This is a genomic window from Natrialba aegyptia DSM 13077, assembly GCF_000337535.1.
Classification (GTDB): domain Archaea; phylum Halobacteriota; class Halobacteria; order Halobacteriales; family Natrialbaceae; genus Natrialba; species Natrialba aegyptia.
On record NZ_AOIP01000053.1, the window covers coordinates 76,330 to 82,505 of the forward strand.

Annotated in this window: 7 protein-coding genes, 1 tRNA gene and 1 pseudogene; 4 read left to right on the forward strand and 5 right to left on the reverse strand. The window is 53.7% G+C overall.

From position 1 onward, the window contains the following. Positions 1–62: 62 nt before the first annotated feature. Together C480_RS18905 and C480_RS18910 are read left to right on the forward strand one after the other, a co-directional pair. A complete protein-coding gene (locus C480_RS18905) occupies positions 63–365 on the forward strand; it encodes a cupin domain-containing protein (RefSeq protein WP_006667247.1) in 303 nt (100 codons plus the stop codon). A gap of 72 nt (positions 366–437) precedes the next feature. Beyond that, positions 438–887 carry a universal stress protein gene (locus tag C480_RS18910; protein WP_006667248.1) on the forward strand — a complete coding sequence of 150 codons (450 nt, stop codon included), beginning with the start codon at positions 438–440 and terminating at the stop codon, positions 885–887. Positions 888–1,014: 127 nt separating this feature from the next. Here C480_RS18910 and C480_RS18915 read toward each other — a convergent pair whose 3' ends face one another. Together C480_RS18915 and C480_RS18920 are read right to left on the reverse strand one after the other, a co-directional pair. After that, positions 1,015–1,488: a redoxin domain-containing protein gene (locus tag C480_RS18915; RefSeq protein WP_006667249.1), complete on the reverse strand. Its 474-nt coding sequence runs from the start codon at positions 1,486–1,488 to the stop codon at positions 1,015–1,017. A 183-nt stretch (positions 1,489–1,671) separates the two neighbouring features. Then, positions 1,672–2,847 (reverse strand): tryptophan--tRNA ligase, encoded by a 1,176-nt coding sequence (locus tag C480_RS18920; protein WP_006667250.1) that lies wholly within the window; start codon positions 2,845–2,847, stop codon positions 1,672–1,674. Positions 2,848–3,287: 440 nt separating this feature from the next. Between C480_RS18920 and C480_RS18925 the strand changes: the two genes are divergently transcribed. Beyond that, the gene (locus tag C480_RS18925) at positions 3,288–4,160 is read left to right on the forward strand and encodes a succinate dehydrogenase/fumarate reductase iron-sulfur subunit (RefSeq protein WP_049903991.1); all 873 of its coding nucleotides are present in this window, start codon (positions 3,288–3,290) and stop codon (positions 4,158–4,160) included. Between the two features lie 3 nt (positions 4,161–4,163). Here C480_RS18925 and C480_RS18930 read toward each other — a convergent pair whose 3' ends face one another. From C480_RS18930 to C480_RS18940, 3 genes are all read right to left on the reverse strand, one after another. Next, on the reverse strand, positions 4,164–4,472 hold the full coding sequence (locus C480_RS18930; protein WP_006667254.1) for a DUF5789 family protein: 309 nt from the start codon (positions 4,470–4,472) through the stop codon (positions 4,164–4,166). Between the two features lie 106 nt (positions 4,473–4,578). After that, entirely contained in the window at positions 4,579–4,983 is a 405-nt protein-coding gene (locus C480_RS24320) for a hypothetical protein (RefSeq protein ID WP_241433876.1), read from the reverse strand. Between the two features lie 468 nt (positions 4,984–5,451). Further along, positions 5,452–5,526, reverse strand: a tRNA-Glu gene (locus C480_RS18940). A gap of 203 nt (positions 5,527–5,729) precedes the next feature. Here C480_RS18940 and C480_RS18945 point away from each other — a divergent pair. Further along, positions 5,730–6,152, forward strand: a pseudogene (locus C480_RS18945) (heavy metal translocating P-type ATPase); the annotation flags it as partial. Positions 6,153–6,176: the final 24 nt, after the last annotated feature.

The window sequence follows — 6,176 nt, forward strand, 5'->3', positions numbered from 1 at the left end:
CACAGCAAGTAATAGAGCCAGAGTTCGATGCACATAGGGCTGTTCAGTCCCATAATGGATTCATGGCACCGGTAAAATCAATTGAGGACTGTGAAGGTGTACCGCACGCTGCCGTGTTCCCGACCGAAGAACCGAAAACAATCCGATTATCCCTGGACGAAGGCGAAAGCGTTGGTGCACACAGTCACCCTGAAAGACAGGTCATTCTCTATTTGATCTCAGGTGAGATCGATCTGCAACTCGATGGGGAGTCCCATATAGTACAATCGGGAGATGTCGTCCAGTTCGACGGAACGCGTGAAGTAGCGCCAGCAGCACAGACCGATAGTACTGCATTGATCGTTCTCGCCAAAAAGAGCGATTAACAGCGTTTCGGTCCAATTCGTCGACTCGTTGCGATGACCATCCTTATCGGCTAGCTGGACGAACGATGCTCTATGTACGACCAGATTCTACTCGCCACGGATGGCACGATTGCATCGAAGAACGCGGAATCCCATGCGATCGAACTCGCCGAGATGCACGATGCTACCCTTCATGCGCTCTTCGTTGTCGACGAGAGCATCTACACGGCATACAGTGGAGATGAGTACGTCGACGAGGCAGAGGGACCCGAACATGGACTCGAAGAACGCGGACAGGAGGCAATCGAGGAGGTCCGAAGGAGTGCGGCAGACAGTGAGGTCGAGATGATCGACGCAGTAAAACACGGACATCCCGTCGAAACGATACTCGAGTATGGGGATCGACAGGATATCGATATGGTCGTCCTCGGGACGAAACACCGGCCAGCGGAATACCGCGCGCTACTCGGAAGTGTGACCGAACGCGTGCTTCGGCTAACCACCCGACCGACAGTCGTCGTGAAAACGGAAGTCGATGAATAAACGAATTCTATATGTAATTTGATGAAAACTCAATTCTTGAGTCTTGGGAGGATATCATAGAAGCATTCTACTTCCAGAGATTACTCAACTCAAAGCGTGTCGTTCAAACTGACGGAGCCGCCGTTTGTCAGACTGCCTCGACAGCCTCGATGAGTTCATCGTAGTCTGGTTCGTTCGTCGGAGCTTCAGCTACCCACCTGTAGGTCACAGTCCGATCTTCGTCGAGGACGATCACAGCCCGGTTGGCGACACCGTACAGGCCTAAGTCCGGGATGTCGATTGAAAGGTCGTATACCGGAATCGCTTCGCCCCCCATATCACTGACGAGGTCGAACTCGAGATCGTACTCGTCTGCGAACGCTCCAAGGGAGAATGATGAATCGGCGCTGATGCCGAAGAGTGTCGCTCCCGCATCTTGAAGTTCATCGAGACGCTCTTGGAGGGCTACCATCTCGTTCGAACACGGAGGTGTAAACGCACCGGGGAAGAACGCTAGTACGGTGGGACCGTCCCCGAGATGCTCGTCGAGTTTGAACGTCTCATGGTCGCTTCCTCGGTACGTCGCTGTGAAATTCGGCGCAGTATCTCCTGTTGAAACCATAGCGTATGTATTTAAACTCGGAAGCGCCCTAAACCCTTGGCCGAACGATTTCAAGAACACAGACCGAACCCATCTCCGAACCTCAGATTGTGCGCTATGCGGGCAATGATACGACTAGGTCGGGGGGAGTTCAATCCCAGGTAAATCCCGCAATTCGCTTTGAATTGACGGATACAGCCATTTCTAAAATACCCCATTATCAAGAAATCCGACTCGATGGCGAGCCCGGTTTCGCTCAGCATCGGTCAATCTGTACGCTGGTAACTCATCCACGAGTGACCCCAACTGACTTCGTCGCTCCTGGTGACATTCGAGGAAATCAGCTATGTTCTCTGCCGCGATATCCTTGAGTTCACCACTCAATAACGATCCATCACGATATTCCTGGGAAATTCGTTCCAGCCGCTCGTCATCCGTTTCGAAGAAATACGAGAGAAACTGGAACGACGTGTCTCTCTCGGGATCTCCGCCCTGTTCTCGATGTTCGTCGACGGTAGACTGACCACCGGAATACGCGTGGGTCCGGATCTTCTCGAACACGGTCTCTCTATCGTCAGAGAGGAGAATACTGGGCGCGTCATCCGAAGAGCTCATCTTGCCTGGCCCTGCGAGGCTCGGAAGGAATTTCGAGAGCAACGCGCTCGGTTTATCGACGTCGTATCGCTGTTTGTCCGCAATGTCCCGACAGATGCGGATATGGGGGTCTTGATCGATCGCGATCGGAACGAGCGTCGGATGGCGGCCCTCGATGAGTTGCGGCAGGAGGAGGTGTGTCGCCTGTACTGCGGGATAGAATGACAGACCAATATTCGCAGGTTCTCCGTACGTTGCCTCGATGGTCGACTGGGTCACCGCCTTTGCAAATGCGGTTGCGAGGGGATACACCACGTCTCCATCCGCTGTATCCACGATGATACGCGTCCGATCTGGATCAAATCCTACTGCGAGCAGATCGAGTAAGTTCTCACGAGTGTGGGCACCGATTACTTCGAGAGACATCTCTTTGAGGAAGTATTTCTCGTCATCGGATACTGGAATGTAGACGAGAGCATTTGTCTGTTCTTGTAGGTACTTGGCAAAGTAGAACGGGAGGACGTGACCGATATGCATCGGCCCTGATGGGCCACGGCCCGTAACAATAGAGTGTGGTTTCTCGGCGTTAACAGCGGAGAGGAACCTGTCTATGTCACGTTCTGCGTAGAACACCCTTCGATGAACTAGCGGATGGGCTGGGTCGGGGAAGGCTGTGATCTGGTCGTCCGAGAGCTGGTCAGCCCCGAACTGTTCGAGGAGTTTCTCGTAGTCGATTTCTCCATCGACGCTGTAGGGCGTGACGGTAAACTCGTTTTCTGCTGTCATTTGTGGGTGTGCGTTTGGAGGTCATGATGACGGCGATACAACCGAGAAAGCGAGTGAGCATCGTGGTTGAGTCAGTCGGGTGAATCCGACTGACCGTACTCCGCGATACTGTCCACTTCCGGACCCTAACTACCGCCAGCGCCGTTCGTCGGTTTCGGGGGAAGTGGACACTACGTCTAGTGAAAGGTCTGGAGCGGGTATATGTGTTGCTGCTCCCTCCAATCCATTAAATACGAAGTACCGGCGTGTTGTTCCTTCGAATTCTGATTAACTCGGCGACTCAGCAGAGATTCGACGTTCCGGTTTTTAGAGCATATGCTTGGTCAATGAGGCATTTTCCTGTGACTCCTTGGAGACAGCTATTTGGATGTCCCCCCGTTATCTTTTCACATGGAACTCCGGTACCCTCCTGAGCGAATTTTAGCAGTTCACCCCCGAATATGAGCTCTCAACAAACACCCTCAGAGACAGAGGAGAAATCCGACACTGGCTCTTCACCACAGCAGCGGCGTCTCGATAAGAAACAGAACCGAGCAAACGAGCGGGAGGCACAAGCGGCCGCTGACACACAGTCTTCCGCCGATGAAGAGACAACGCTCCTGAAGGTCTTCCGGTACGATCCTGACGTCGAAGCCAAGCAAGAACCCCGATTCGATGACTTCCACGTTCCCTACGAAAAGGGGATGACAGTCCTGGATGCACTCATCTACGCCCGTGACCACTTCGACTCGAGTCTCACATTCCGTCATTCGTGCCGAATGGCGGTGTGTGGAAGTGACGGCCTATTCATCAACGGCAGCCAGCGACTCGGCTGCCAAACGCAAATTTCTGATCTCAACGAGCCAGTCCGTGTCGAACCGCTCCCTCACGAACCAGTGATCAAGGACCTTGTAGTGGATATGGATCACTTCTTCGAGCGGATGGAATCCGTCGAACCATATTTCCAGCCCGACGAGCTTCCTGATGGGGAACTCGAAGAACAGCGCCAATCTCCCCAGAATCGTGAGAAGATCAAGATGGCCTCGCGTTGCATCCAATGTGGCTGTTGTACGTCGTCGTGTAATCCCTCACAGTTCGACGACGAGTACATCGGTCCTGCAGCCATCGTCAAGGGATATCGGTTCTACATGGATGAACGCGAAGGGGAGGCTGCACAGGAACGTCGACTGGAGCTACTCGACAAAGAACATGGGGTCTGGCAGTGTCATACGCAGTTCTCGTGTACGACCGTCTGCCCGAAGGATATCCCAATCACCGAGGAGATCCAGGAGATGAAACGCGAATCCGTCAAACAGAACCTGAAATTCTGGTAGCCGTCAGAAGGAGACGTTCCGTTCGTCGCGCGGGTAGTCCCCAGTCACCTCTTCGACGTTGCTGCCACGATCGTCGTAGTATTTTCGTCCGATGTAACTATCGTCGAGACTACCATAGATCGACGCGAAGAGGTCTTCAAGAGTTTCGTACGGGTTGTCGTTGTCCCGTTCCAGCATCGCACTAATCGACTCCGAGTCATCGTCGTCGGGAGCATCAATCGTTACGTCTCCGACACGTTCGATGACCCCCGCTCGATCAACCGGAAACTCGAATTCCTCGTTCAGATAGCCGCGTAAGCGTGGGGGTCTCATTGTAGCTGATATGTTGTCGGGGGGTGTCCACCGGTCGAATGGTGAATGGGGTCGGTCAAAACTCCTTCAATGAGTGTTTCGGGCGCTCACGGGAAAAGTGTGCTCCTCAATTCGTTCCCAAGCGGTGTTCGCGCTCGATATCCTGCAGCTGGGGGATTAGTTCAGAATCCCGTGCGACGTGGATGATATAGCGGGGGACGTCCTGTGTCGTCCGGGCCATAAACGGTTCGCCCCAGAAACTCAACAGCGCGTCCGTCTGCTCGTTTTCAGTCCCGCGAAGAATGAACGAGACGTTTTCATCGAGGTCGCGCCAGACAGGTTCCCGTACCGACTCGGCGCCTGTACATTCCTGTACTTTCGGTTTGACCTGTGTCTTCCAGCGCTCTCGTTCACTCTCATCAAGGACGAACTGAATTGAGGAAACCTCTGGATTTTCAATCGGTGGACGAAGCAACGCGTCGAACAAATCCTGGGGGATGAACATCAGCAGGCAGACGTTGAACCAGATCATTTCACCACGGGCACCTTGACCAAACTGGGTACTCCGCGGTCTGAGTTGTGCTGGACCGATGAGTTCGAGGTCGGGAGTATCTATACTAGCTCGGATTTCTTCGACGGTGCGTTCGGTGTGAGCGACGGACTCGGAGAGGGTCTCCGTTTCTGATTCGCGTCGAAGATGGCTGATGAACAAGAACGCCATGAGAACGAGCGTAATCTGAAGAAGTACGGATTCGTCTACGATGTGCAAGAAATGGAGTACGAGCGCGAGAACAGCCGCTAGGATGCCCGCGACAGCTTCCCATTCAATCTCCTTGATTTGCCATCTCATATCGACTGTCTCCCTGACACAGGATTCTGGCTATAGGCACATTACTCTGTGCAGTCAAGTAGCGAGGTTCACAGGAGGCGTTCGTGGTTGAACCCAGACGGCCTGTCCACACAGAATGGAACTTCCTCAACCTCCTTGCTCTGAGTTTGATGCTCCGTCGAGGATTTGAACCTCGGTCCTCGACGTGAGATGCCGAGATGATTGGCCGAGCTACACCAACGGAGCAGGCTTACTTCGATGCCGGATTCTGTTAAACCTATCCACCGGACACGCCGGAGGTGGGTGTCTGTCCTCTACAGATAAATCAATGGTTTGTGAGCTTGCACTATCCTTCTGTAGGTTCGGAGCATCTCGAGACGCGAAATAATTCGAAATGAGATACAGATCGACCACCCTGTTGAAGCGTATACAGACGTAAATTGTCGATAATGGACGAACGGCCAAGAAATTCGGACGGCGATTCGGACCATCATCGTCATCGAGAGGACCAAGGCAAACACGATAGCTCTCACATCGGGGCAGGGTCAGAACAAGCGCTACTCGAAGACGAGGCAGGTCCGCAACACCACCACGAAGAGGAGGAACACGGCGATCACGGGAGTGGTCATGACGGCCATGGCGGGATGCACGAGGGCCACGAACAGATGTTCCGCCGACGCTTCTTCGTCTCGACGATCCTCTCGATTCCCGTTCTTCTCTATAGCGAAACACTGCAGGAGTGGCTTGGCTTCTCCGTCCCAACGTTTCCGGGTAGCGAGTGGATTGCCCCGGTGTTCTCCGTCGTCGTCTTCGCGTACGGTGGAATCCCGTTCCTCCAGATGGCGGTGCCGGAACTGAAAGACCGAGCGCCTGTCTCTTATACACATCTCTGATGG

Excerpts from the sequence above, each read along its gene's own strand:
- C480_RS18905 (WP_006667247.1), top strand. The coding sequence starts at position 63 with ATGGCACCGGTAAAATCAATTGAGGACTGTGAAGGTGTACCGCACGCT.
- C480_RS18910 (WP_006667248.1), top strand. The coding sequence starts at position 438 with ATGTACGACCAGATTCTACTCGCCACGGATGGCACGATTGCATCGAAG.
- C480_RS18915 (WP_006667249.1), bottom strand. The coding sequence starts at position 1,488 with ATGGTTTCAACAGGAGATACTGCGCCGAATTTCACAGCGACGTACCGA.
- C480_RS18920 (WP_006667250.1), bottom strand. The coding sequence starts at position 2,847 with ATGACAGCAGAAAACGAGTTTACCGTCACGCCCTACAGCGTCGATGGA.
- C480_RS18925 (WP_049903991.1), top strand. The coding sequence starts at position 3,288 with ATGAGCTCTCAACAAACACCCTCAGAGACAGAGGAGAAATCCGACACT.
- C480_RS18930 (WP_006667254.1), bottom strand. The coding sequence starts at position 4,472 with ATGAGACCCCCACGCTTACGCGGCTATCTGAACGAGGAATTCGAGTTT.
- C480_RS24320 (WP_241433876.1), bottom strand. The coding sequence starts at position 4,983 with ATGATCTGGTTCAACGTCTGCCTGCTGATGTTCATCCCCCAGGATTTG.